This window comes from Corallococcus exercitus, assembly GCF_003611585.1.
GTDB lineage: Bacteria > Myxococcota > Myxococcia > Myxococcales > Myxococcaceae > Corallococcus > Corallococcus exercitus.
This window is the reverse complement of the sequence record NZ_RAVW01000844.1, coordinates 1-763: the sequence shown is the minus strand read 5'-3', so window position 1 is coordinate 763 and position 763 is coordinate 1. Positions and strand designations below refer to the sequence as shown.

At 67.8% G+C, this 763-nt stretch carries 1 protein-coding gene; it reads right to left on the bottom strand.

From position 1 onward, the window contains the following. A partial coding sequence (locus D7W79_RS42465) for a type II secretion system protein N (protein ID WP_276375682.1) occupies positions 1 to 544 on the bottom strand: 544 nt, incomplete at its 3' end. Positions 545 to 763: the final 219 nt, after the last annotated feature.

The window sequence follows — 763 nt, the reverse complement described above, 5'->3', positions numbered from 1 at the left end:
GCGTGGCGGTGGGAGGCGGGGTGTAGGCGGCGACGGCGCCGTCACCGGGCTGCCCGTCGATGAACTCGCGGCGGCCGTTGTTGTTGATGATGACGCGCTCGCGCTCAATCTCCATGATCGTGGCGCCCATCAGGTTGTTGCCGATCATGTACGTCTGCGACCGCTGCGTGGTCATGTCCTGGATGGACGCGAAGGACCAGTCCGGGTTGGACGCGACGAGCGTGCCCAGGAGCTTCACGCGCAGGCCGCTCTTGGCCGGCGGGGCGTTGGCGTCGAACTCCGGCGCCGTGGGCTCCTTCACCGCGACCTCCGGCTCCGGCAGCTTCACGCCGGTGAGGCGCGACAGGCGCTCCGCGTCGATGGTGGCCAGGCCGCTGTCCGCGGCGTGGGTGCGCTGCGCGACGCGGGCGGGAGCCTCGGACGCGGGCGCGGGGGAGATGGAGGATTCGACGAACAGGTTCACCGTGCGCGCCGCCAGGAGGGCGACGAGCAGGATGAACAACAGGTTCACGCTCCAGAAGTACTTGCGAAAGAAGAGTTCCATCACGCTTCCGGGAGAAAGCCAGCCCCAGATGGGACCTTGAGCAAGGCAGGTGCCATCGCTGGGCGGGCGTCAAACCCACGACTTACGGCCAAGTCCTTGAAATTATTTCGGAATAGGACGGGGCCCCGGCCAGGTGGGCGGCCGGGACAAGGCGTCGGGACAAATTGTCAAAAGCAGGCGGGGGCCGGTGTGACGGCCTGTCAGTCCGCGCTGGTGGGG